This window comes from Curtobacterium sp. BNK-1, assembly GCF_048685235.1.
Lineage (GTDB): Bacteria > Pseudomonadota > Gammaproteobacteria > Enterobacterales > Enterobacteriaceae > Pantoea > Pantoea agglomerans.
This window is the reverse complement of the sequence record NZ_JBLQTJ010000001.1, coordinates 1,481,111-1,505,864: the sequence shown is the minus strand read 5'-3', so window position 1 is coordinate 1,505,864 and position 24,754 is coordinate 1,481,111. Positions and strand designations below refer to the sequence as shown.

The 24,754-nt window shown below is 59.3% G+C and carries 18 protein-coding genes; 5 read left to right on the top strand and 13 right to left on the bottom strand.

Going from position 1 to position 24,754, the window contains the following annotated elements; translation table 11 throughout:
- Positions 1 to 86: 86 nt before the first annotated feature.
- The 6 genes from ACMGGP_RS07145 to ACMGGP_RS07120 all read right to left on the bottom strand — a co-directional run bounded on the left by ACMGGP_RS07145 (position 87) and on the right by ACMGGP_RS07120 (position 6,179).
- Entirely contained in the window at positions 87 to 884 is a 798-nt protein-coding gene (locus ACMGGP_RS07145; protein WP_010245769.1) for an SDR family oxidoreductase, read from the bottom strand.
- Positions 885 to 895: 11 nt separating this feature from the next.
- Positions 896 to 1,963, bottom strand: a complete 1,068-nt coding sequence (locus ACMGGP_RS07140) for an ABC transporter permease (RefSeq protein WP_498798308.1) — start codon at positions 1,961 to 1,963, stop codon at positions 896 to 898.
- Between the two features lie 227 nt (positions 1,964 to 2,190).
- Positions 2,191 to 3,723 (bottom strand): sugar ABC transporter ATP-binding protein, encoded by a 1,533-nt coding sequence (locus ACMGGP_RS07135; protein ID WP_061901497.1) that lies wholly within the window; start codon positions 3,721 to 3,723, stop codon positions 2,191 to 2,193.
- Between the two features lie 10 nt (positions 3,724 to 3,733).
- Positions 3,734 to 4,348, bottom strand: coding sequence for a DUF2291 family protein (locus ACMGGP_RS07130; RefSeq protein WP_498798307.1), 615 nt, complete (start codon positions 4,346 to 4,348; stop codon positions 3,734 to 3,736).
- Between the two features lie 42 nt (positions 4,349 to 4,390).
- Positions 4,391 to 5,326, bottom strand: a complete 936-nt coding sequence (locus ACMGGP_RS07125; RefSeq protein ID WP_010670004.1) for a D-ribose ABC transporter substrate-binding protein — start codon at positions 5,324 to 5,326, stop codon at positions 4,391 to 4,393.
- Positions 5,327 to 5,381: 55 nt separating this feature from the next.
- Positions 5,382 to 6,179: a GolD/DthD family dehydrogenase gene (locus tag ACMGGP_RS07120; RefSeq protein WP_010245786.1), complete on the bottom strand. Its 798-nt coding sequence runs from the start codon at positions 6,177 to 6,179 to the stop codon at positions 5,382 to 5,384.
- Between the two features lie 352 nt (positions 6,180 to 6,531).
- Between ACMGGP_RS07120 and ACMGGP_RS07115 the strand changes: the two genes are divergently transcribed.
- Together ACMGGP_RS07115 and ACMGGP_RS07110 are read left to right on the top strand one after the other, a co-directional pair.
- Entirely contained in the window at positions 6,532 to 7,344 is an 813-nt protein-coding gene (locus ACMGGP_RS07115) for a DeoR/GlpR family DNA-binding transcription regulator (protein WP_010245789.1), read from the top strand.
- Between the two features lie 109 nt (positions 7,345 to 7,453).
- Positions 7,454 to 7,807 carry a DUF6404 family protein gene (locus ACMGGP_RS07110; RefSeq protein ID WP_422457923.1) on the top strand — a complete coding sequence of 118 codons (354 nt, stop codon included), beginning with the start codon at positions 7,454 to 7,456 and terminating at the stop codon, positions 7,805 to 7,807.
- Positions 7,808 to 8,415: 608 nt separating this feature from the next.
- Here the strand turns inward: ACMGGP_RS07110 and cobA are convergent.
- From cobA to ACMGGP_RS07075, 7 genes are all read right to left on the bottom strand, one after another.
- Entirely contained in the window at positions 8,416 to 9,258 is an 843-nt protein-coding gene (cobA, locus tag ACMGGP_RS07105) for a uroporphyrinogen-III C-methyltransferase (RefSeq protein WP_250498554.1), read from the bottom strand.
- Positions 9,255 to 11,873 (bottom strand): nitrate reductase, encoded by a 2,619-nt coding sequence (locus tag ACMGGP_RS07100; protein WP_422457925.1) that lies wholly within the window; start codon positions 11,871 to 11,873, stop codon positions 9,255 to 9,257. The genes cobA and ACMGGP_RS07100 overlap by 4 nt, the downstream gene beginning before the upstream one ends.
- Positions 11,870 to 15,934, bottom strand: coding sequence for a nitrite reductase large subunit NirB (gene nirB / locus ACMGGP_RS07095; RefSeq protein ID WP_346460948.1), 4,065 nt, complete (start codon positions 15,932 to 15,934; stop codon positions 11,870 to 11,872). The genes ACMGGP_RS07100 and nirB overlap by 4 nt, the downstream gene beginning before the upstream one ends.
- 10 nt (positions 15,935 to 15,944) lie before the next feature.
- Positions 15,945 to 16,733 carry an ABC transporter ATP-binding protein gene (locus tag ACMGGP_RS07090; RefSeq protein ID WP_010245808.1) on the bottom strand — a complete coding sequence of 263 codons (789 nt, stop codon included), beginning with the start codon at positions 16,731 to 16,733 and terminating at the stop codon, positions 15,945 to 15,947.
- 10 nt (positions 16,734 to 16,743) lie between these two features.
- Positions 16,744 to 17,616: a nitrate ABC transporter permease gene (gene ntrB / locus ACMGGP_RS07085; protein WP_010245811.1), complete on the bottom strand. Its 873-nt coding sequence runs from the start codon at positions 17,614 to 17,616 to the stop codon at positions 16,744 to 16,746.
- A gap of 11 nt (positions 17,617 to 17,627) precedes the next feature.
- On the bottom strand, positions 17,628 to 18,878 hold the full coding sequence (locus ACMGGP_RS07080) for a CmpA/NrtA family ABC transporter substrate-binding protein (RefSeq protein ID WP_010245814.1): 1,251 nt from the start codon (positions 18,876 to 18,878) through the stop codon (positions 17,628 to 17,630).
- Positions 18,879 to 19,140: 262 nt separating this feature from the next.
- Positions 19,141 to 20,355 (bottom strand): nitrate- and nitrite sensing domain-containing protein, encoded by a 1,215-nt coding sequence (locus tag ACMGGP_RS07075; protein ID WP_498798306.1) that lies wholly within the window; start codon positions 20,353 to 20,355, stop codon positions 19,141 to 19,143.
- Between the two features lie 488 nt (positions 20,356 to 20,843).
- Between ACMGGP_RS07075 and ACMGGP_RS07070 the strand changes: the two genes are divergently transcribed.
- The 3 genes from ACMGGP_RS07070 to tssM all read left to right on the top strand — a co-directional run bounded on the left by ACMGGP_RS07070 (position 20,844) and on the right by tssM (position 24,752).
- Complete coding sequence (locus ACMGGP_RS07070; protein ID WP_010245819.1) at positions 20,844 to 21,335, top strand: hypothetical protein; 492 nt, start codon at positions 20,844 to 20,846, stop codon at positions 21,333 to 21,335.
- Between the two features lie 85 nt (positions 21,336 to 21,420).
- Positions 21,421 to 22,638 (top strand): type IVB secretion system protein IcmH/DotU, encoded by a 1,218-nt coding sequence (icmH, locus tag ACMGGP_RS07065; protein ID WP_010669997.1) that lies wholly within the window; start codon positions 21,421 to 21,423, stop codon positions 22,636 to 22,638.
- A complete protein-coding gene (gene tssM / locus ACMGGP_RS07060; RefSeq protein WP_498798305.1) occupies positions 22,638 to 24,752 on the top strand; it encodes a type VI secretion system membrane subunit TssM in 2,115 nt (704 codons plus the stop codon). The genes icmH and tssM overlap by 1 nt, the downstream gene beginning before the upstream one ends.
- Positions 24,753 to 24,754 lie beyond the last annotated feature (2 nt).

The following is a 24,754-nucleotide window of genomic DNA, read 5'->3' as shown; positions in this document are numbered from 1 at the left end:
CAGCAGCGGCGAATTGTGCATATAACAGAAAAGTCCGGGTCAGAAAAAGGCCTGCGTTTACAGCAGGCCTGCGATCTCTCACCGCATCAGGAGAAGATCAGCCCGCCATCCACATTGATTGTCTGCCCGGTGATGTAGCGCGCATCCTCTGATGCCAGAAACGCCACCAGTCCGGCGACATCTTCCGGCTGACCGGCACGCTTCAGCGGAATGTTTTTCACCCACTCCGCCATCAGCTCCCCTTTACCGTAGGTTTTCTCCTCGCTGCTGAGGATCTCGCCCCAGACGCGATCGTTGTAGTCCCACATCTCACTCTCAATGATGCCAGGGCAAAAAGCGTTGACCGTAATGTTCCACGGCGCCAGTTCCAGCGCCAGACTCTGGGTAATGCCTATCACCCCCATTTTGCTGGCGGCGTAGTGCGGCGTGTAAATAAAGCCCTGTCGTCCCTGCCCCGATGAGGTGTTGATCAGGCTGCCACTGCGCTGCTGCACCATATATTTCGCCGCTTCACGGCAGCAAAGCCAGACGCCGGTGGTGTTAACCGCCAGAATCCGCTCAAAGTCGCTTTTCGGCATGGTGTCGAAGCGGTCGATGGTGATCACACCCGCATTCTGTATCGAGACGTCGATCTGACCAAAGCGTTCAAAGGCCTGCTGATAGAGCTGCTGAACCGCAGCTTCATCCGTGATATCGACCTGCAGCGCCAGAATCTCACTGCCATACTGCTGCTGAAGCTGGTCGGCTGTAGCGAACACCCGGTCAGCATTCGACACCATCACCAGCCTGGCCCCGTCGCGGGCGAAACGCGCCGCGATCCCGGCCCCGATGCCACGACAGGCACCGGTTATCACCACTGTTTTTCCACGTTGTTCGCGGCTCATAATCGCTCCTGTTAACTGTGACGAATATCAGTAAGGGGGGCTGCCTGCTGCTTTTTTTCATGGCGACGCAGCAGCACCACTTTGCTTTGCAGACGTTGCTGGAACTGGTCGATGACTACCGCAGTCACAATCACCAGACCTTTGATCACCATCTGCCAGAAATCGCTGACGCCCATCATCACCATGCCATCCGCCAGGAAGACGATAACGAAAGCGCCAATAATCGAGCCGGAAACCCGGCCACGTCCACCTGCCAGCGCCGTGCCGCCCAGCACGGTGGCACCAATGGCATCCATCTCAAACATGTTGCCGGTCATCGGGTGCGCAGTCTGCAACTGAGAGGCCACCACCAGCCCGACAAGCCCCGCGCATAGGCCGGAAAAGGCGTAGACAAAGACTTTCACCTTGATAATCGGCACACCCGCCAGTCGCGCGGCGGACTCATTGCCGCCAATGGCGTAGATGTAACGACCCAGCGGGGTTTTGCGCGTCAGGTAGAGGCCGAGCAGTAAAAAGCCGAGCATCAGCCAGATTGGCAGATAAACGCCCAGTACGGTGCCGGAGCCGAGCAGCGAAAAGCCGGTGTTGCCCAGCGCGGGCACTCCCACCAGGTTGGCGTAGGTACCGCCGTCGTTGAACAGCAACGCCGCACCGCGCGCCACATACATCATGCCCAGGGTGCAGATAAAGGGTGCGACGCCCAGTTGGGTGATCACCGTGCCGTTAATCAGTCCTACCAGCACGCCAAAGATGGCCACCACCAGAATCACTTCAGGCACGTTGAGAAACAGCGTATTGCCGCCCCACAACGGGATGCCATTGGTGAGCAGTGCGCCCGCCACCATGCCGCAGATCCCGGCGACCGCACCCACCGAGAGATCGATACCGCCGGTCAGGATCACCAGCGTCATACCAATGGCCAGCAGGCCGGTAATCGCCACGTGCTGCGTCATGATCAGCAGGTTAGAGGGGGTAAGAAAGTTCGGCACCATCACGCTGAAAAAGCCGACCACAATCAGCAACGCAATAAAGGTGCGGGCCTTGAGCAGGTACATATAGAGCAGATATTTTTGGTTCATGAAATTCTCCGGCCAGCTTAGAGCCTGGCCCGCCAGGCGTAATGGTTTCAGGCAGTCTGGACACGGACAGCGCGGAACAACCGGCACGTACACGCAGTACGTCAGGATTACTCGCTGTGCTCGCCCCTTCAGGGCCGCCCTGACGGGCGTTCAGGTTGCTAAAGCAGCCTGTGTGACCACTGCCCAGGTTCAGACGGACAAATAAAATAGCCTGATGGGTCAGGCTCTTAATCCTGCGGGGTTGATGCCGCAATCAGATGTTCTCGCGTCGCCGCTGCGCGCGGCAGATCGGCAGTAATCCGGCCATCGGCCATCACTAAAATGCGGTCCGCCAGCGCCATCACCTCATCCAGTTCAGACGAGGAGAACATCACTGCCAGCCCCTGCTGTGCCAGACTGCCAATCAGGTGATAGACGTCGGTTTTGGCACCCACGTCGATACCGCGCGTTGGCTCATCCAGCAGCACCACCTGCGGCCCGGTCATCAGCGCTTTACCCAGCACCACCTTCTGCTGATTACCGCCGCTCAGCGCCGTAACCGGCAGGTCGGGATCGCTGACTTTAATCGCCAGATGGCCGATCATCTCACTGACCCGCTGCTGCTCCCTGGCAGGATTCAACAGCCCCAGCGCACGTCGAAAACCGCGCAGGCTGAAGTCAGAGAGCGTCATGTTGGCGGTGACCGACATCAGTTCAATCACCCCTTCGCCTTTGCGATCTTCGGGCACCAGCGCTATGCCACTTTTCAGCCGCTGCTGGAAGCTGCGTTTCGCCAGATCCCTGCCCGCTAAACGTACCCGGCCCGACTGACAGGGCATCAGGCCAATCAGCCCCTTGAACAGCTCGGTGCGTCCGGCACCCAGCAGACCATAAATGCCGATCACCTCGCCTTTGCGCAGCGTAAAACTGACCTCATTAAGCTTGTAACCGCCGTTCTGATGCAGCGCAGTCAGGCCCTCTACCTCCAGCACCGTTTCCCCCTGTGGCGCAGGCTGATAGTCGAACTGCTTTTTCTTGTCACCCACCATCTGGGCGATAATCCACGGCACGCTGGCGTCCCGTACCTCGCGCTCACTGATAAAACGGCCATCGCGGAAAATGGTGATGTGATCGCCAATCTCCATCAGCTCTTCCAGCCGGTGAGAGATGTAGATAATGGTGACACCGCGTCGCTTAAGCTGATCGATGACGTTAAACAGCACTTTCACTTCAGACTGGCTCAGGGCGCTGGTCGGTTCATCCATAATCAGCACCCGGGTATCCTTCGACAGCGCCCGGGCGATCTCCACCAACTGCTGATGACCAATACCCAGCTCACCCAGCGGCGCGTAAGGATCGACATCCAGCTGCAGCCGCTCCAGCAGCGACTTTGCCAGTGCGTACTGATACTTTTCATTGATCACCCCGCGCTGGAAATACTCATTGGCGATAAAGATGTTGTCCATCACGTTCATGTTGGGAAACAGATTCAGCTCCTGAAAAATGATGCTGATCCCCTGCTTCTCTGCCTGATGCGTGGAGTTCAGCGACACCACCTTGCCATCCAGCAGAATCTCGCCCGACGACGGCGTCTCTACACCCGCCAGCATCTTCATCATGGTGGACTTACCGGCGCCGTTCTCACCGATCAGCACGTTAACTTTATTGCGGTAGACCCGATAACTGACCTGATCGAGCGCGGTAACGCCGGGATAAAGACGCGACACGTTGCGCGTTTCGATAATCACGTCGCCGGACTGTTGCGGTTGAGGATTTTGCATCTGCCGCTCCTTATTGCCGGGTGATCGCAGCCGGAGTGATATCCGGCAGCTGCTGCGGAATGTCCCAGCTGCTGAACACGCCGGAAACCCTCACTTTATCGCCCACCTTCGGCGCAAACTGCTGCATCAGAGTGGAGGCGTGCTGGTTAATCGCCTTGCCGTAATCACCAAACAGCACCTGGTCATTGAAGTCCTGATAGCTCACGCCTTTGTAGACATCCCGCAAAGCGGTGCCACGAATGATTGGCCCGACCTGAATAGTGACACTGTCACCTGATTCATCTTTCACGGTCATCTTCCCGCTCCGTGACGTGGTATTCACGGCGGTCACCTCGCCGCTAACCGAGACGCTGAAGACACAGGGATTCTCAGCCTGACTGCGATAGCCGTAGCTCTGACAGGCACTGTCGAAGTCTTTAGCAGACTGCAGCGACTTCATCAGCGTCGCCAGCGGTTTAGCCTCTGCCTGAACCTGTGGCACCAGTTTCTGCTGCCAGAGCTGGTCGATGTTCGCCATTTTCGGATTGGGGGGATTTTTCAGGGCAGCCAGCTCCTGCTGCGACACAATTTTGCAGCCGCTTAACAGCAAGACCACCAGCGTCAGCCAGACTCTTCGGGACATCATCTTCTCCCTGGCGCCCGCTTTCGCAGGCGCGACAGCGTTTAATTACGACTTGTAGTTAAAGTCCTGTACACCTTTAGCGTTTTCCGGGGTAATCAGAATGCCGCGGAACATCACCCGCTGTTTTTCCGGCTTCACGCCCTTCTGAATGAAGTTATCGAGATCGGTCACCCCTTCAGCGGCAATCGCCTGCGCCTGCAACATGACCGTGGCTTTCAGCGTGCCCGCTTTCACTGCATCGCGTTCGTCGTTGCTGCCATCAATCCCCACCACGATGACATCATTGCGACCGGCCGCCTTCAGCGCGGCAATGGCGCCCAGCGCCACCGGGCCGTTACCGCAGATCACCCCTTTCACATCCGGATGCGCCTGCAGGATGCTGTCCATAATGCGCTTGCCGTCGATCAGCGTGCCTTTGGCATCCTGCCGTGCCACGCTCTGCATATCAGGATACTGATCCAGCACCTGATGGAACGATTTCGAGCGTGTCACGCAGTTGTTATCCGCCAGGTTACAGGCGAGTTCGGCGTATTTGCCCTTTTCGCCCATCTTTTCAACAAAGACGTTGGCAACGTCTGAACCCGCCTGGAAGTTGTTGTGGGTGATCTGCGCCAGCGCCACGTCATCCACCGGGATTTCGCGGTTGATCAGCACCACCGGGATCCCGGCATCTTTGGCTTTTTTAATCGCCGCCACGCTGGCGGTGGAGTCGGCGTTATCCAGCACGATACCCTGCACTTTTTTACCGATAGCGGCGTCGATCAGTTCGCTCTGCTTTTTCACATCTTCGCCGTGCGACAGCACCGTTGTTTTGTAACCCAGCTCCTGCGCTTTGAGATTGGCGCCTTTGGCTTCGGAGGCGTAGTAGGGATTATCGAGTGAGTTAACCAGAATCATAATGGTGCCCTTTTCGGCGGCAAACGCCGCCTGCGAAACCAGACAGGCAGCCACGGCAGTGCACAGCAAGGTACGGTTTTTCATGATGTTCTCTCTTATCGTTATGGCAGGGTATGAATTCCCGGGTGCTGGATTGGCCTTACCAGATGGTAAAGCCCCCATCAATCATCAAATCGGCGCCAGTGATCATGTCGCTGCCGTTGCTGGCGAAAAACAGCACCGCAGCGGCGATCTCATCGGTATAGGCAAAGCGTCCGAGCGGAATCAGCTTCTTCATCTGCTCGCCCTTCTCGCCGCGCCAGGCCTTTTCGCCCATCGGCGTCAGCACCACGGTGGGCGACAGGGTGTTAACGTTAATGCGATGCGGGGCAAACTCTTTGGCCATCACTTTGGTCATGCCTAGCAGGCCCGCTTTGGCTGAGGTGTAGGCGACATGGTTGTCGATAGCGATGGATGCCGCCTGGGAGGCGATATTAATAATTTTGCCGCCCGCACCGGCACGGATCATCAGCCGTGCGGCGGCCTGTGAGCAGAGAAAAGGCCCGGTGAGATTCACCGCAATTTGCTTCTGCCACTCGGCAAAATCGGTCTCGATCACCGGCTGCAGCATCACGTAGCCTGCGCAGTTCACCAGGATATCGATCCGGCCATAGTGGGAAACCACATCGTCAAAAGCCTGTTCAACCGACGCGGGATCGGTAACGTCACAGCAGACAAACTGCACCCGCTCGACGGGGAAATCTGCCCTCAGGCTGGCCACCTTCTCTGCTTCAAACGGCGGATAGAGTAGTGCCAGACTCGCGCCCTTCTCCAGCAACATGCCATTGGTCGCCATCGCGATACCGCCCAGCCCGCCGGTCACGACGGCCACTTTGCCGGCCAGATTCATTGCGGTATCCACGCCGTAGCGCAGGTTTACGTCATATTCACCACTCATCCCACTCTTCCCCTCAGATTTTTGCCGATGCCGTTGACTCACTCATTTTCGAACAAAAATATAAGCTATCGAAAAGAAATGTTGTGTGGAGCAGATCAAATTTCGACCATCTGCCCTGCAAAGCGGCTTATCTGATTGAAAAGACGTGATCTGGCTTCCAGTCCCGAAATAAAGGCAGCTGGTTGCAATCCGGAAAGCGTGAGAGATTCAATAACCTGCACATTTTATATTTTCGTTCGAAAACCAAAGGCAGATCAGGCTATCTCGCATTCATAAAAATGGCGCGTTAAACTCAGCCACAAAGACCTTGTTCGCCCGACTTCTCAGGTTATTGGAAAAGGGAGCATTTCGATTGAAAAGCAAAAGTGAGCAGTTCGCTGACATGCAGCAACGCCGCGAGAAAATTCTGGAGATGATCCGTGAGGATGGCACGGTCACGGTTAAAGCTTTGACGGAGACCTTTGGACTGACCGAAGCCACCTTACGCAGCGACCTTCGCATGCTGCAAAAACAGGGTTTTGTGCAGCGCTACCATGGTGGCGCGACGCTGATGACGGGCAAACAGAATACCGGGGCGATGCTGCTGGAGCGGCAGACACATCTGGAAGAGAAAGAGGCGATTGGCCGACTGGCGGCGCAGCATATCGAAAATGGCGACACGGTGATTTTCGATTCCGGCACCACGACCACCGCGATCACCGATGCCATCAGCCACATCCGCCGCCTGTCGGTCGTGACAACCGCGGTGAATATCGCCCTGAAACTGGGCGGCGAGCCGGGGATCAACATCCTGCTGACCGGCGGTACCTTTAAATTTCCGACGCTCTCAACCTCCGGCGAAAAGGCGGCCAGCTTCTTCGAAAATGTGCTGGCCGGTAAACTCTTCCTGGCGACCGCCTGCATCTCACCGCGTCTGGGCCTGAGCTTCCCCAGTGAAACTGACATCAAGGTAAAGCTGGCGATGATCAAATCCGCCAGCACGGTTTACGTGGTCGCTGACTCCAGCAAAATCGACAAGGTTTCGATGTTCGCGCTGCCCTGTGACTGGAGCAATATCCACTACCTGATCACCGACAGCGGCATCAGCACTGCGCAGGTAAAAGCGTTTGAAGCGCTAGGCGTGAAAGTGCTGGTGGCCCCGCTGCCGCTGAAGCGGGCGATGTAATGCTTGTTGAAACAACATCGATTCAGCCACTCGCTGTCATCAGACAGCCACAGGATTAAGTTACGCTCCAGAGCGAATGCTAAGCAGGGATGTAACGGATGATAAAACGATGAAAAACGAGATTTTCGAGCGCAGGAAAGCGCGGGCTTTAGCCCTGATGGCAGCGAAGAAAATATGGCCGAGTAACTCTGCTCCGCCATTACATCGTTTGTTATGGAAAATGAATATCCATCTTCCACCCCCGAGTTTCACTCCTTTCTGGCTCAATCTTGTGGTGTTTGCCAGCATGTACACGCTTATGATGCCACTGCTGCTCTTATTGCCTTCTCTTCCGGGCGTGTCTGACGACAACTATTCGCTGATACCCAATCTGATCGCAGGTCTGTTCTTCGGTGCGACAATGGCACTGTTTCACGCATATCGAAAAAAGGTTCACAACCTGCCTGTGTGGGAGGAGCTTTAAAGCCAGCTAAAGCTCCATCGTCTTTTATACAGTGCACCTGCACGATGGTGCCTCCACTGTAAGCACGTACTATCGCTAATCGTGCAGGTAAGGCCTGCTGAAGAGCAAAGTGTGCGAGCCAGGGATGGCGAGCCCAGTCCGCAGGGATGCGGGATCCCTTTGCGATCAGGCAAGCCTTTCCTGCACGACGCACCGTCTTACCAACCCTCACCTGCCTTCCCACACTGGACTGCTCTTTTCGTCCTGCTCGGGCACTTCCACTCTCATCAACCGCACTCAATCCAGATCTGATCCCAAAAAAAACCGCACCGCCGCCAGCCGGGCAGGAAGGGCCTGCCTGAAGATCAAAGTGTGCGAGCCAGGGATGGCGAGCCCAGTCTGCAGGGATGCGTGATCCCTTTGCGATCGGGCAGGCCTTTCCTGCACGCCGCACCGTCTTGCCGCACCGTTCCGGCCTTACCACCAAGACATACGCCCACTCAATCCAGACCTGATCCCGCAAAACCCCGCACCAATGCCAACAGTGCAGGTAAGCCCTGCCTGAAGAGCAAAGTGTGCGAGCCAGGGATGGCGAGCTCAGTCCGCAGGGATGCGGGATCCCTTTGCGATCAGGCAGGTCTTTCCTGCACGACGCACCGGCTCACCGTCTCCCCACCCCGCACCTGCAAATCCGCCCGATAAAACCGCACCACTTCACCCACCATCAGCAACGACGGAGACACCGGCTTATCCCGCGCCACCGTCTCCGCTAATCCCCCCAGCGTGGTAATCAACACCCGCTGATCGGGCCGGGTCCCATTCTCAATAATCGCCACCGGCGTCTCCGCATCACGTCCCTGCGCCTGCAACTGCGCACTGATCGACGCACTCCAGCTCAACCCCATATAAAACACCAGCGTCTGATTCACCGCCGTCAGCGCAGCCGCCTCCAGCTGCGGCTCGCCGTTCCGCCCATGCCCGGTAATCAACCGCAAAGACTGCGCGCAATCCCGATGCGTCAACGGAATTCCGCTGGCTGCCGCACAGCCCACAGCCGCCGTAATCCCTGGCACGACCTCACAGCGAATCCCGGCCTGCTGCACGCTCACCATCTCCTCGCCTCCGCGACCAAAAACAAACGGATCGCCCCCCTTCAGCCGGATTACATTGCGTCCACTGCGCGCCAGTTCCACCAGCAACTGATTAATCTGCGCCTGCTTCAGACCATGCTGCCCCGGCTGCTTACCCACATCAATACACAACGCCTGCTCCGGCACCTCCGCCATCACCGCGTCACTCACCAGCCGGTCATATACCACCACCTCAGCACGCTGCAGCAACCGCAACGCCTTAACGGTCAGCAGTTCCACATCGCCAGGGCCCGCACCCACCAGCCACACCGCGCCCTGTTGCGACACGGCATCCACCGGGGCCAGTAACTTATCCAGAGAATCAATTGCTCGTGTCATCATTCCTCCGACATCACTTCGGACAGCAACAACTGCTTCAGCTCCGGAATACAGGAGCCGCACTGCGTGCCGCACTTTAGCTTTTCGCCCAACGCCTGAGTTGTACGACACCCCTGCGCCACCGCCTGTAAAATCGTCTGCTCACCCACCGCCATACAACTGCAAATAATCCGTCCCGTGGCCGCGCCCTGCGCGGGCTGTCCTGCCAGTACACTGTGCCGCCCTGCCGCATCCTGCGGCGCATGACTAAAGGCCTCGGCGACCCACGCACTATCAATCGACGGCAACACGGAGCCGGCATAAAACGCCAGCTGCAACTCGCCGTCACGCCATGCCAGCAACCGGTAATCATTGCCGCTGCCGGTCGCAAACTGCCTGTGACAGCCTGAAAGAACAACCTGCCCGTCCAGCCAGACCTGCGGCGAGCCCTCGCCCGCCACCGCATAACGCTGCACCGCCGGATAGGGGGTACGCGCCCAGTAACGCAACCCTGTGGGCTGCGCTATCTCGCGCTGCCATAGCCAGCCCTGCCAGCTCACCCTCAACGGCAGAATCCGCACCGACGTCTGCTTCAGCGCGGGCTGCCCCGAAAACGGACAGGCGCGGGCGGCCACCAGTAAATCGACGTGACTCTGCTGACTGAACTGCCGGTTCCAGTGCATCGGCACAAACAGCTCGCCGCGCCGCATCCCGGCATCGACACGCACCCGCACGCTAATCCAGCCCTGAACAGACTGCACCCGCGCCAGTCCGCCCGCCGTCACGCCATACGTTGCCGCATCCGCCGGATGCAGCGCGACAAACGGTTCATCGCAATGCTGCATCAGACGCGGCACCAGCCCGGTACGCGTCATGGTGTGCCACTGATCGCGCACCCGTCCGGTATTCATCAACAACGGATACGCCGGTTCGCGCGGGGCGACAACCGGCGTGGCCGGCACCCGCAACCGGGCCTTACCATCCGGATGAAAAAACCGACGATTGCCAAACAGCCGGGCGCAGCCCTGCGGACAGGCCGCGTTAACCGGCCACTGCACCGGACGCAGCGCATCCCAGTCAGCATTACTCAATTGCGCCAGGCCGCTGATATCAAACGCCCTGGCGCCCCGGTTCTCGAAACCTGACAACGCCGCATGCTCACGGAAAATCTCTGCCGGATGCTGCCAGTTAAAGCCTTCATCAAACCCTAAACGCCTGGCCACCTGCGACAGCAACCACCAGTCAGGCCGGGCGTCACCGGGTGCGGCGGCAAAAGCGCGCTGACGTGAAATACGCCGCTCGGAATTGGTCACCGTGCCGTTCTTCTCGCCCCACCCCTGGGCGGGCAGCAGAATATTGGCAAAGGCGCTGGTATCGGTCTGCGCCATCACATCTGATACAATCACCAGCGGACAGGCCGCCAGCGCCTGCGCGACGCGGTTGCCCTCAGGCATCGACACCGCCGGATTGGTGCCCATAATCCACACTGCTTTCACCGTGCCATCCGCCAGTGCCCGGAAAAGATCCAGTGCAGTCAGTCCCGGTTCCCGGGCAATGGCCGGACTGCGCCAGAAACGCTGCACCCGTTCGCAATCCGCTTCAGTAAAATTCATATGCGCCGCCAGCTGATTCGCCAGGCCACCCACCTCCCGTCCTCCCATGGCATTTGGCTGTCCGGTCAGCGAAAAAGGACCACAGCCCGCGCGGCCTATTTTGCCCGTCAGCAGATGCAGATTAAGAATCGCCTGGTTATTGTCGCTGCCGGTGGCGGACTGATTAATCCCCATGCACCATAGCGTCAGCACCCGATCGTGCTGGCTGAAAAGCTGGAAAAAGTGCGCGACCTGCTGCACGGTTAAGTCACATGCCTCTGCCACTCGCGCCACACCCCACTGCGCTGCGGCGGTCAGCGTCTCGTCCACACCATTCAGGTGCGGCAACATGCTGGCATCAATGCCATCCTGCTGCGCCAGCCAGTGCAGCAGACCGGAAAACAACGCCGTATCGCTGCCGGGCCGCAACGGCAGGTGGAGATCGGCCTGATCGCAACTCGCCGTACGCCGCGGATCGATAACGACAATACACATCGCCGGACGTTGCAGCTTCGCCTGCATCAGCCGCTGCCACACCACCGGATGCGCCCAGGCAGCATTAGACCCCACCAGCAGCACCAGGTCGGCCTGCTCCAGATCCTCATAGCAGCAGGGCACCGCATCGGCCCCCAGCGCCCGCTTATAACCGACCACCGCCGACGCCATGCAGAGCCGCGAATTCGTATCGATGTTGGCTGCACCGATGTAGCCCTTCATCAGCTTATTGGCGACGTAGTAATCCTCGGTCAACAGCTGGCCGGAGCCGTAAAACGCCACCGCCTGCGGGCCATACTGATCGATAACCGCCCGCAATCCCGCCGCCGCCGCATCCAGCGCAGCGTCCAGGCTGACGCGCTGCCCGTTAACCTCGGCGTTCAGCAAACGCCCTTGCGGCGTCAGGGTCTGGCCCAGCGCTGCGCCTTTTACGCACAACCGACCTGCATTCGCGGGATGGTGCGGATCGCCGATCACGGTTGCCTGATGCGCCCCCTGCGGGGTGACGCAGACGCCACAGCCGACGCCGCAATAGGGACAGGTACTGTTCATGATGCCTGCGCCAGCTGATCCAGCGGACGATTTGCCAGCCAGATCTGACCCGCTTCCAACTTCACCGGCCAGCAGCGCAGCTGATGCTGCGGGTTATCCAGGCTCTGTCCGTCACGCAACCGTATCCGCTGCTTATAGAGCGGGGAGATCACCACCGGCTCGCCGCCCACATCGCCAAGGATCCCACGTGAGAGCACGCTGGCGTCGCTGCCGGGTTCGCGGTCTTCCAGCGCAAAAAGCGCATCGCCAAAGCGGAACAGCGCAACACGTTCGCTACCCAGTCGCGCCCCGATCCCCGCCTGCTGAGGAATCGCCTCCAGTGTACACACCGCGCTCCACGGCTCGGCTGGCGGCGGTAACAGCGGACGATCGGTAACGGCCTCCGGCTGACGCTGACCGCGCACCCGGCTGTAGTGCAGAGTCTCATCCGGGCGATCGCTGTTGACCGTAGGGGTAAACAGCGCAAGTCGTGAAGGATCCGCCAGCGTGGTCTGCCACTCGCACTGATACGCGTCCACCACCCGCTGCATCTCCTGCTCCAGCGTCTCGCCCAGACCGAGGCTATCCTCAATCACCACCTGACGCAGATAGTCCAGGCCGCCTTCCAGATTGTCCATCCAGACGCTGGTGCGCTGCAGCCTGTCTGCGGTGCGGATATAGAACATCAGCAGGCGGTCGACATAACGCAGCAGCGTGGCATCATCGAGATCGCTGGCGAACAGGTCGGCGTGGCGCGGCTTCATGCCGCCATTGCCACACACATAGAGATTCCAGCCCTTTTCCGTGGCGATCACCCCGATATCTTTGCTCTGCGCTTCCGCACATTCGCGGGTACAGCCCGATACCGCCATCTTGATCTTGTGTGGGGCGCGCAGCCCCTTGTAGCGGTTCTCCAGCGCAATGGCGAAAGCGGTTGAATCCTGCACGCCGTAGCGGCACCAGGTCGACCCCACACAGGACTTCACAGTGCGCAGCGACTTGCCGTAGGCGTGACCGGTTTCAAAACCCGCCGCCAGTAGCGTCTGCCAGATATCAGGCAGTTGATCGAGCCGCGCGCCAAACAGGTCGATACGCTGACCGCCGGTGATTTTGGTGTAAAGATCGTAACGCGCCGCCACCTCGCCAATCGCGATCAACCCCTGCGGCGTGATTTCGCCCGCCGGGACGCGCGGCACCACCGAATAGGTGCCATCTTTCTGGATATTGGCGAAATAGCGGTCGTTGGTGTCCTGCAACGGCAGATGCGCCGGTTTTAGCAGATAGTCGTTCCAGCATGAGGCGAGCAGTGACGCCACCAGCGGTTTGCACACTTCACAACCCTGCCCCCGACCATGTGACGTCAGCAGCGCATCAAAGGTTCTGAACTCACCGGCCCGCACCAGGTGATAAAGTTCCTGGCGCGAATAGCTGAAATGTTCACAGATATCTTTTTTTACCTCGACACCGAGGTTTTCCAGCTCAAACTCCATCACCTGTTTTACCAGTGCCGCACAGCCGCCGCAGCCCGTAGCCGCTTTGGTGCAGCTTTTGATGCTGCTCATCTCACCGCATCCGCCTTTCACCGCCGCGCAGATTTCGCCCTTGCTGACGTTGTGACAGGAGCAGACCTGGGCGCTGTCAGGCAACGCCGCGACGCCTGGCGCTTTCGGCGCCCCCGACAGCGCAGGCAGGATAAGGCTTTCTGGCGCGGCAGGCAGCGGTAACTCATTGAGCATCATCTGCAGCAGCGTGGCGTAGTCGCTGCTGTCACCGACCAGCACGCCGCCCAGCAGCCGGGTGCTGTCGGCAGAAACCACGATTTTCTTGTAGATGCCTTTTGGCCCGTCGGTCCAGTGATAGTGCTGACTGCCCGGCGTGCGGCCATGCGCGTCACCAAACGACGCCACCTCCACCCCCAGCAGTTTCAGTCTGGTACTCATGTCCGCGCCGCTGAAGGCGGTGGATTCAGCCGCCAGATGCCCGGCCAGCACGCGTGCCATCTGATAGCCTGGCGCGACCAGACCAAAGATCTGACCGTTCCACAGTGCGCATTCACCAATGGCAAACACCTCTTCATCGCTGGTCTGGCAGCGATCGTTGATCTCAATGCCGCCGCGCGGTCCCAGCGTCAGGCCCGCTTCACGTGCCAGCTCATCGCGCGGCCGGATACCGGCGGAGAACAGCACCAGATCGCCGGGTAAACTGCTGCCGTCAGCAAAGCGCAGCACCACGCTACCGTCGGTCTGACGCTCAATCAGTTCGGTCTGTTTTGAGGTGTGAACCGTGACGCCCAGCGCATCGATCTTCTGGCGCAGCATCAGCGCCCCGCCCTCATCGAGCTGCACTGCCATCAGGCGTGGCGCAAACTCCACCACATGCGTTTCCAGCCCGAGCTGCTGCAGCGCATTCGCCGCCTCCAGACCCAGCAGGCCGCCGCCAATCACGATGCCGCGCTGGCTATTGCGGGCGCAGGCAGCAATGGCATCAAGGTCATCCAGCGTGCGGTAGACAAAGCAGCGTTCGTCGTCGTGGCCCGGCACCGGCGGCACAAAAGCACGCGAGCCGGTGGCCAGCACCAGCTTATCCCACGCCAGCTCATTGCCCGCGCTGTCACGCAGACTGCGCTGCTGACGATTGATCGCCACGACTGCGCAGCCGCTGCGCAGTTCGATGCCGTGCAGGGTAAAAAAGTCCGCGCTGACCAGCGACAGATCGTCGGCCGTTTTGCCGTTGAAATAGTCCGACAGATGCACCCGATCGTAAGCCTGCTGACGCTCCTCGCCGTAAACCACGATGTGGTAGTGCTGATGCAGTTCGCGGGCAACCAGCTGTTCAAGAAAGTGGTGACTGACCATGCCGTGACCCACCACGGCTAATACCGGTTTACTCATCTCAGGACTCTCTGCAGCCTGCGGCTGCGGTTCAGGTTGACGGGAATCGAACAGGGCTTCGAGCGTGACAGCTTCGGTGTGCAGCAGACGCGCCAGCAGCGCGGGACCCTGCCGGGTGTCGCCAGAGAGCAATACGCCACAGAGGCGGCCCTGACGAAGAAACAGACGGCGGTAGTCGCCGGAGATCGGATCAAAACTGCTGATGGAGGGTGCCTCACTAACATCCCCGGCGCTGAACAGCGAAATGCCACTGACTTTGAGCCGCGTCGCCTGCGGCTGGCTGACAAAATCCGCCAGTGGCGACCCCGCCAGCTGTGCGGCCAGAATCTGCGCCTGCGTCAGGCAGGGTGCGACCAGGCCAAAGGTTTCGCCGGCAATTTCGCAGCACTCGCCTACGGCGTACACCGACGGGACCGCTGTGCGTAACTGCCCATCGACCAGAATACCGCGCTGACACGGCAGCCCCGCCGCCTGCGCCAGCGTTATCTCCGGCTGAACGCCGATGGCAATCACCACCTGCGTGGCGGCGCAGTGACGACCGCTGGTCAGCGTCACACCCGCCTCGTCAATCGCCGTGAGTCCGCTGTTCAGCACGCAGCGGATACCGCGCTGCTGGAGTGCCGTCAGCAACAGCTCGCCCGCCTTTGCATCCAGCTGGCGATCCAGCAGCCAGGGTTTGTGATGAACCAGCATAACCTCACGCCCACGGGCACAGAGTGCCGCCGCCGCTTCAATGCCGAGAAAACCACCGCCCAACACCACCACCGGTCCCTGGCCCGTCAGGAGTTGCCGGACGTCGGCGATACTGCGAAAACCCAGTACGCAATCCGCGTTGATGCCGGGAATGGCGGGCAAACGGGGCTGTGAACCGGTGGCAAACACCAGCCGATCCCAGCCCAGCTGGCGATAATCGGTCTGCACTGTACGTGCCGCCAGATCGACCTGCAGCACGGTTTCGCCGTTCAGCAGCGTGACGCCGTGCCGCTCATACCAGTCGCGATCGTGGATCAGCGTTTCACTGAACGGCGTTTCACCTGCCAGCACCGGCGACAGCAGCACACGGTTATAGTTGCCGTGCGGCTCGCGGCCAATGACCGTGATGGCGTAGCGCTGCGGCGCACGTTGCAGCAGGCTCTCCACCATCTGCATTCCCGCCATGCCATTACCTATCACCAGCAACCGTTGCTTCATGGTCTGTTCCTTACGCCGCAGTCGTCTGTTTTTCATAGAGGAAATGCAGCACTTTCTGTCGCAACTGGTGGTAGCGCGGCTCATCCGCCAGCGCCACCCGTGAACGCGGACGTGGCAGATCGACAGTGAGGATCTCGCCAACCTGCGCCGCCGGGCCGTTAGTCATCATCAGCACCCGGTCTGACAGCAGCACGGCTTCATCCACGTCATGGGTAATCAGCACGATGGTGGTGTTCAGCTCCTGCTGAATGCGCATCACGCTGTCCTGCAGATGAGCGCGGGTTAAGGCGTCCAGCGCGCCAAACGGCTCATCCAGCAGCAGCACGCGTGGCTTCATCGCCAGCGCCCGCGCAATACCGACGCGTTGCTTCATGCCGCCGGATATTTCGCCGGGCCGCTTGTGCATGGCATGGCTCATCTGCACCCGGTTAAGGTTGTGCTCGATCCAGTCACGCATCTCCGCTTTGCTGAAGCGCCCTTTAAACACCTGTTGCACCGCCAGCTCGACATTCTGAAATGCCGTCAGCCACGGCAGCAGCGAATGGTTCTGAAACACCACCGCGCGCTCCGGACCGGGGCCAGTGATTTCGCGGTTATCACACAGCAGCACGCCGCTGCTGGGCCGGGTTAAACCGGCAATCAGGTTCAGCAGCGTCGATTTGCCGCAGCCGGAGTGGCCGATCAGGCTCAGGGTTTCCCCTTCGTGAATATCAAAACTGACATTGTCCAGCGCCAGAAACTCGCCGCTGGCGGTGGCAAAACGCTGGCTGACCTGCTGGACGCGAATGATCTGTTGCATCGTGCTCTCCTTATTTATCCCAGCTAAAACGACGGACCAGCAGCATCAGCCCCTGTTCCAGCAGCAGCCCGATTACGCCGATGACCAGAATGGCGACCAGAATATTTTCCACGTTGAGGTTGTTCCACTCATTCCAGATCCAGAAGCCGATGCCCAGTCCGCCGGTCAGCATTTCGGCGGCGACGATCACCAGCCAGGCGATGCCGATAGAGAGACGGACCCCGGTCAGCACCGCGGGCAGCACGGCGGGCAGCAGGATCCGGCGCATCACCGTCCACTCAGAAAGCTGTAACACCCGCGCCACGTTGAGGTAATCCTGCGGAATACGCTGTACCCCTTCGGCGGTGTTAATGATCATTGGCCAGATCGAACAGATAAAAATGGTCCAGCTGGCGGCAGGCTCGGCGCGCTGAAACAGCAGCAGGCCAATCGGCAGCCAGGCCAGCGGACTCACCGGCCGCAGCAGGGCGATGACGGGATTGAACATCTGCGCCATAAAGCTAAAGCGACCGATTAAAAAGCCCGCCGGAATGCCGACCAGCGCGGCCAGGCCGAATCCAATGCCGACGCGTTGCAGCGACGCCAGCACGTTCCAGCCGATGCCCTGATCGTTGGGGCCGTTGCTGTAGAACGGGTCAGCGAACAGGACCTGAGCGGCCTGCCAGGTGGCGTAAGGCGAAGGGAAACCCGGTTGCGACAGCGCCGCGATCTGCCACACCAGCAGCATTAATAACAGGCCACCGGTGGCGGGAATGGCGCGCTGCAACAGCGGACGCAGACGCGCCGGACGGGCTGCGGCTTTCGGGGTGACCTGTAACGGAATAACGGTGGCACTGTTGTGACTCTGCACCGGCTGCGCCAGGGCGCGCGCGTCAGTTTTCATAGCAACCTCTCTTAACGTTTGATAGCGAAACTGGCGGCATAGGCGGCAGGATCGCTGCCATCCCAGACCTTGCCGTCGATGAAGGTACTGCTGCGCATTTCACTGGCGGGCAGTGCAACCTGTCCGACTGCGCTGGCGGCCTGTTTGTAGATGTCGATGCGGTTGATCTGGCGCGCCACCGCGAGGTAGTCGGGATCGCTGGCAAGCAGGCCCCAGCGTTTCATCTGGGTCAGGAACCACATGCCGTCTGAGAGCCAGGGAAAACTGACGTTGCCGTTGTCAAAGAAGCGCATCGGGTGAGCGTCCTGCCACGACTGCCCCAGGCCGTTCTGATACTGACCGAGCATCCGACCCTGTAACGTCTCCACTTTGGTATTGATCCAGGCGCGGCCGGCTAACACCTGCGCGGTTTCACGGCGGTTGTCGTCCGAGGCATCAATCCAGCGCGCGGCCTCCAGCACAGCGGCGGTGAGTGCACGGGCCGTGTTGGGGTTCTCTTTCACCCACTCTGCGCGGGTGCCGAGCACTTTTTCCGGATGCTCCGGCCAGATCTGCTGGCTGGTGGCGGCGGTAAAACCGATGTTGTCGCTGATGGCGCGCTGGTTCCACGGCTCACCAACGCAGAAGCCGCTCATGTTGCCAATTTTCATGTTCATCACCATCTGCGGCGGCGGCACGACCACGGTGCGCACGTCATCAAACGGGTGGATGCCCGCATTGGCGAGCCAGTAATAGAGCCACATGGCATGGGTGCTGGTCGGAAAGGTATGGGCGAAGGTAAAGCTGCCTTTGGCGCTGCCATCAATGGCCTTTTTCAGGCTGGCCGCATCGGTGACCCCACTGGCTTTCAGCTGGTTCGACAGGGTGATCGCCTGGCCGTTATGGTTGAGCGTCATCAGGTTCGCCATGTCGTGCTGCGGACCCGCTACGCCCAGTTGCAGGGCGTAGATCATGCCGTAGAGCACATGCGCCGCATCCAGCTCACCGGAGGTCAGTTTGTCGCGCACCGCCGCCCAGCTCGCCTCTTTGCTGACCTGCAATGTGAGACCATACTTTTTGTCGAAGCCTTTCACAGAGGCCATCACCACCGGCGCGCAGTCAGTGAGCGGGATAAAGCCGACCCGCACCTGCGCTTTTTCTGGCGCATCTGATCCCGCTGCCCAGACCGCATTTCGTAATCCCGGAACGATCCAGGCCGCACCCAGCGCGGCGCCGGAGATCAGCGCCTGACGTCGTGTCAGTGAAAATGGCGTTTTGCTCATCTTGTTGCCCCTGAACAGAAATAAAAAAAGGCGTCCTCCGACAAGCCGAAGCCTGCGGATGGACGCCTTTATCCAAAGCACTGACCCCACCGCCATTGGCGGGAGCAATGCGTACTCTCTATAGGGATTAAGCAAAGGGTGTGCCAGATCGCCGAAACAGCCTTAATGCCGATCTGCGGTGACGCACTGTTGAAAAATTAACCGTTTTTGCACGTTTCTGACGCAGATCACGCACAAAGGTTGTGCAGCTACCTCATCCGGGTTAGTTGCTCAGGGTCTTCGCTACTGCCAGTACCGCCTGCGCGATCTCCAGTACCCGCTTATTCTGATTCATCGCACTTTTGCGTAATGCCTGCCAGGCGGCCTCTTCTGTGAAACCCTGCTGCTGCATCAGCCAGTGTTTGGCCTGATCGATCACCCGCCGCTCGTCTAGTGAGGCGCGCATCGCCGCCAGTTCATCCGCCTGCTGCTGCAAACGCTGCGACTGTTCGCCAATCAGCGATAGCACCGAGCGCCCCAGCTGCGGGGCCAGACCGTCGCTGTCGAGCGCCGCCGCGCCAGGCAGCCAGTCCGCCCCGGAGACGTAAAGCGAAAAATTGCTGTCGCCCTGCACCACTGTTCCTGCCGCCTGCTGTTGTGCCTGATCAATGGTAGCCCGGCAGCGCTGCATCAATGTCGCCGTCAGGGCATCCTCCAGCATTTTCATCTGATCCAGCCGCTCAGAGAGCAGGGAAAACCAGTGCAGCGCGCCGGTCTCATCACAACGGCCGCCGGTGCAGGCGATGCGACGAAGGCGTTCGATGTCGCGGCTGGCCTGAGCCAGCGGCTGCCAGGATTCACACGCGGCGCTGTCAGCAAACTCCCGGAAGGTGATAAAGCTCTGCTCCTGTGCCGCAATCAGGGCGACCATCTGGCTGCGCTGGTCGGGGGTGAACTGACGCGCCGCAAAGCCGGCTGAGCCGATGGCCCGCTCCTGCCCGGCCAGTTCTTTGCCCTGCATAAAACTGAACAGGGCGATCAGTGCACGGGAGATGCCGGGATAGCTGGCGGTGTCGGCCGCCTCAAACACCAGATTGAGTAAAGTACGGATAACCTTGTTAAAGGCGGCCATCGCCGCGGCCTGATCAAGCTCACGCTGGCTGATTTGCTGGCGCAGCGCAGGCAGTCCGGCCAGCGCCTGCAGGGCAGCGGCAATCAGGTTGCAGAAGCGGCTGTAGCCGGGCTGCGCTATGGCGGCCGGCAGCGCCTGATAAAAATGCTCCAGGCCGGCGCTGACCTCCTGCTGGCGGGCATGACGTTCGGCGCTGAACAGCGCTCCGTCAGAGCAGATCCAGAGATTGTTTGCGCCACGTTCCCGCTGCAACCGATGGACCAGTTCACTGACGGCAGCCATCAGCTCGCCGGTTTCCAGAAGACGTTGCAGGCTGGCGATATCGCTCGCGCGTGATGCCTGCAGCCAGGTCAGGGCGTCCCTCATTGCTCACCTCAGTGCGGTTAAAACCTTTCAGAAGCAAAAGGCGTGCCGCTTTCCTGAAAAAAGAGGGTCTGAGCAGGGGCGTAAAATCTGATTTTGATAAGTTTCTTAACGCAAACTGATAAATTTTTTCGGCAACAAGTTATTAGTAAATCTTAATAGTTTCCAATCGGATTCATTGCATGTCAGAATGCGCGGCACTGTTCTCAACCAGTTTGTCTCTGCGATAATTCAGTTCGCTTTAACTATCACATTACCTGGCGCTTTTCTTATACCGAAACCCGCCCGTAAAGCGCCTGCTATCACGCATCAGCAGCGGGTGCAATGGTTTGAATTCTCAAAAGTCTTAGGTAAACTGAATGCGTTACTATCCCGATGTAATCTGACCCTTTTTTTAAAAACAGAATTTCGGCACGATGCGGCGCGATAAAGATCGCCCCATGGCATCGGGCCTGGCAATATGCAGATACTTTGATGAGATCACGAGGAACATGGTGAAAAAGAGTCTTGCGTTAACGCTGCTGGCGGTTCTTACCCTGGCAGGCTGTAAGGCCCCGCCGCCGCCCGTCACTGACGATACGCTGGTTACCAGCGAAATTAACGGCGTCAAACTGGTCCATCGACACGCTGTCGCGGCACCGACTGAATTTGAGCCGGTCAATCAGACCTGGCGGGCGCTTTATGGCGCATCCGTCATGACCTCGCCTGATTACGGCGGCAAAGTGGTTCGCTATCTCGAAACGGGTAAACCGTTCGAAGTATTAGGTAATGTGGAACACAGCTGGCTGGCGATTGCTGACCAGGCTGACGGCCCACTGATCGGTTATGTGCCATTAAAAGCGGGTGTAGAGAGCAGCCGTTATGATGCCACCGTGCAGAGCGATCGTCCCCGTCCCCGCAAAACGAAACAGGTCTGTGTGGCCGTCGGCGGCGCCAGCAAAGCCTGCCGGACTAACGATACCGCGACCTGGATCTTAGACTGAATATGAAATCCGGCGCATATTGCCCGCAGAACCGTCCCGGGCTGCGGGTACAGGGATTTGCCATTGGCTGGAAGATCACGAATTAATGACTGTGGAATCCCCTGCGCGTGAGGCGACCCCCTCAGGCAATGAGAATCTCTTACTTCAGGCTGCGGCGCCACTGCTGAACGCGGTGGTGCAAATTCGTCAGGCAGCCACCCACGATGACCCTGCGGGTCTGCGCCAGTCTCTGATCGATGAAATCCGCCAGTTTGAACAACGCTGTAAACAGGCAGGGCTGCCGTTTGAGATGATTATCGGCGCGCGTTACTGCATCTGCAGCGCGCTCGATGAAGCGGCAGCACAAACCCCCTGGGGCACGCGCGGCGTCTGGTCTGGCAATGGCATGCTGGTGACCTTCCATAATGAAAGCTGGGGCGGCGAGAAATTCTTTCAACTGCTGTCGCGCATTTCACAAAGCCCGCAACAACACCTCTGGCTGCTGGAAGTGGTGCAATACTGTCTGCTGCTAGGCTATGAAGGCCGCTATCGCGGCAGTGAAAATGGTCGCGCCCAGTGCGATGGTATCCGTAAACGCCTGAAAACCCTGATTGACGAAACGCGTGCCCAGCGCCAGACAGCGCAACCGCCACTGGTTGAAGTGCATCCGCTGGTTAGCACCCTCGCCCGCCCGATGGTGCCGCTCTGGGCCTGTGCCATGCTGGTCGCGCTGATCGGCTGCCTGATCTACAGCGGCCTGAACTGGCGTCTCGGTAATGCCGCCGAACCGCTGCTGCGTACCATCTATCAGACGCCGCTGCCGCAGATTACCGCGGGCCGTCGTCCCTCTTCCCCGCAGGCGCTGCTCGATCTGCGTCAGCGCCTGAATGATGTGATTGCAGCCGGGCAGCTTGAGGTCAGCGATGGTGCCTTTGGCAGCAAAGTGATCATCCCCGCGGACAAACTGTTCGCCGAACAGGGCACGGTGATCAATCCAGTCGGGCGCGCCCTGCTGGCCCGCGTCTCAACCGCAATGAAAGATGTCAAAGGGACCATTCTGGTGTCGGTGTTTACCGATGATCATCCGGTGGATAACAGCCGCTTTGCCTCCAGCTATGAGTTCTCATTTGCCCGCGCCCGCGCCATCACCCAGTTGTTACAACTGCAACTGGCTGACGGTCATACGGTTCGCTCCGAAGGCCGCGGCGACAGCGACCCCTTGCTGCCCAACGACAGCAGCGAAAACCGGACCCGCAACCGCCGTGTTGAAATCACCCTGTTTGCCGCGCCTGAAACGCTCAGTAATCATCAAGGAGCACAATAATGCGCGCCTCCCTTCGCCTGCTGCTAACGCATCGCCTGCTGTGGAGCTTTATTGGCGTCACGGCGCTGAGCTGCCTGGTCTGGATGCTGGGTCCGTTCTGGTCATGGGGGGAATCGCGCCCCCTGGAACCCGTACTGCCTCGCCAGCTTACCGTGAGCGCTCTCTATTTTCTCTGGATCCTGTTCCAGCTGATCCCGTCGCTCTATCGTGCCTGGTTCAACAGCCGCTTACTGACCCAGCTTCAGCTGTCGGGCAACGACGACCCGGCGGAACGTCAGATGACCGAAGAGCGGCTCAACCAGCGCTTCAGCGAAGCTGCGATGCAGCTGAAACGCACCCAGTTTGGCCGTCGTCACAGCGGGAACCTGCTCTCACGCTTTAACGCTAATTATCTCTATCAGCTGCCCTGGTACCTGGTCATGGGTGCGCCCGGCGCTGGTAAAACCACCGCACTGTTTAATGCCGGCCTCGATTTCCCGCTGACCGATACGCTGGGCAAAAATGCGGTCCGCGGCGTCGGGGGCACCCGCAACTGTGACTGGTGGTTTACTGACAGCGCGGTGCTGATTGATACCGCCGGTCGTTATGCGTTGCAGGAGAGCCAGCGCGTGCGAGATGCCGCGGAATGGCACAGCTTTATCAACCTGCTGAAACGCTATCGCACCCGCCAGCCGATTAACGGTGTGATCATGACCATCAGCGTCGCCGATCTGCTGAGTGATTCAGCCGAGGCGCGTTTCGCCCAGGCCAGCGCGCTGCGAGAGCGCATGGCAGAACTGCATCAGCAGACCGGTATTCACTTCCCGGTTTATGTGATGGTCACCAAAACCGATCTGCTGAAAGGCTTTATGAGTTACTTCGGCTCGATTGATAAAGCGCGGCGTGATGCTATCTGGGGCTTCACGTTCAACTGGGAGCTGGGCAAGCCGCACAAAGATGACTGGCATCGCCATTTTGGACAGCAGTTTCAGCGGCTGGAACAGCAGCTCCAGCAACAACTGGCGGAGCAGATGACCCATGAGCGCGACCTGAACGAGCGCGCTGAGTGCTTCCTCTTCCCGCAGGAGTTCGCCTCGCTGCGTCCACTGCTGAACGAATATCTGGATATCGTTTTTTCTGATCACCAGGATGCGGTCGCCTGGAGCCCGCGCGGCCTCTTCTTCACCAGCGGAACGCAGGAAGGCCTGCCGTTTGATCGGGTGATGGGTGAACTGAGCCGCAAACTGCAGTTGCGTCAGGCGGGCGATCACTCGATTGCGGCCTGGGACAGCGTTAATCGCAACAGTCCAATTCCCGGCAACAAAGGCCAGAGCTTTTTTATTCGTGACCTGCTCAGCGATCTGATATTCAAAGAGAGCGGCCTGGCCGGCAGTAATCGCCGCTGGGAGTACCGTAATCAGCTGTTCCACTGGATTGGCTACGGCGTGCTGGCAGGCGCCCTGCTGATCGCCTCCAGCCTGTGGGGCATCAGTTACTACCAGAATCAACAGTATCTGCAGCAGGTAGCCGCACGGGTACCGCTTATCCGTGAGCAAAGTCAGCAGGTGATTCATCAGCCTGCTGATAATATTTTTGATCTGCTACCCTTTCTGAATAACCTGGTGAAGTTGCCGCTCTCGGCGCGCTTTTCCCTCGATAATCCGCCGCTTACTATGCGGGCGGGCTTATACCGGGGTAATCAGATCAGCGATGCCGCCTGGGTGCTTTATCAAAATGCGCTTAAGTCTTTGTTGCTGCCGCGTGTGGCGCAGCAGATCACGAATATCCTGCGCAACGACCCGGGTGATGATAACGCCTACAGCCGCAATGCGCTGCGCGCCTATCAGATGCTCTATCAACCGCGTAATTATGATGGCGAGTTTTTACGGGCCTGGCTGCTGCAAAATTTACAGCGCTCCCTGCCCGATACGGTAAGCGCCCGCGACCTGCAGCAGCTTGACTGGCACCTGAGCCAGCTGCTGGATCAGCAGATTCAGTCGTCGCCTTATGCACGTGATAATGCACTGATGATGCGCAAGCTTGCAGAGAATCTGCAAATTGCGGACCAGGCGGGCGGCGTGCTGGCGGTAGCGCCGCGGCACCCGGCCCCGCAATCAAACTCGCATAGCGAGTAATG